Source organism: Pedobacter sp. HMWF019 (genome assembly GCF_003061025.1).
Taxonomy (GTDB): domain Bacteria; phylum Bacteroidota; class Bacteroidia; order Sphingobacteriales; family Sphingobacteriaceae; genus Pedobacter.
In genome coordinates, this window is sequence record NZ_QAIL01000620.1 from 1 (window position 1) to 550 (window position 550).

Genomic DNA, 550 nt, shown 5'->3' on the forward strand with positions numbered 1-550 from the left:
CTAATGATTCAGGTAAATTAAACTTAAATTGAGATAACTTCATATTCTTCGATGTAATAATTAAGGGCGCAAATTTACAAAATAAATTTCCTAATTTAGAAATTATCCTTATAACTGCATAAATAGTACCAAATTGTATTTTTTTTAATATCCTGCAATTCGCTGTAACCTTTTTAGGTAGTTTTGGTCTAAACAGCAATTATGATGATCTTAAGACTTATAGGCGAAAGTTTTTGGTTTGCAGCAGACGCTCTGCGCCAGAATAAACTTCGTACCATGCTTTCCTTACTTGGTATTACCATTGGTATCTTTACCATTATTTCAGTGTTTTCTGCTGTTGATACTTTGCGTCATAAGCTACAGGAAAGTGTAGATAAACTAGGATCAAATACATTATTTGTTCAAAAATGGCCATGGATGTTTGGTGATAATTATCCCTGGTGGAAATATATGAACAGACCACAGCCCAGTATAAGGGATTTCACAGCCTTAAAGGAACGACTTGAAAATGTGCAGGGAATTTGTTTTGAAGCATCAGCAAGCAATAGGA

Annotated in this window: 1 protein-coding gene; it reads left to right on the forward strand. The window is 33.6% G+C overall.

All coding sequences use genetic code 11. From position 1 onward, the window contains the following. Positions 1-201: 201 nt before the first annotated feature. The coding region (locus DBR11_RS30495) for an ABC transporter permease (RefSeq protein WP_369974470.1) at positions 202-550 on the forward strand (349 nt) is incomplete at its 3' end.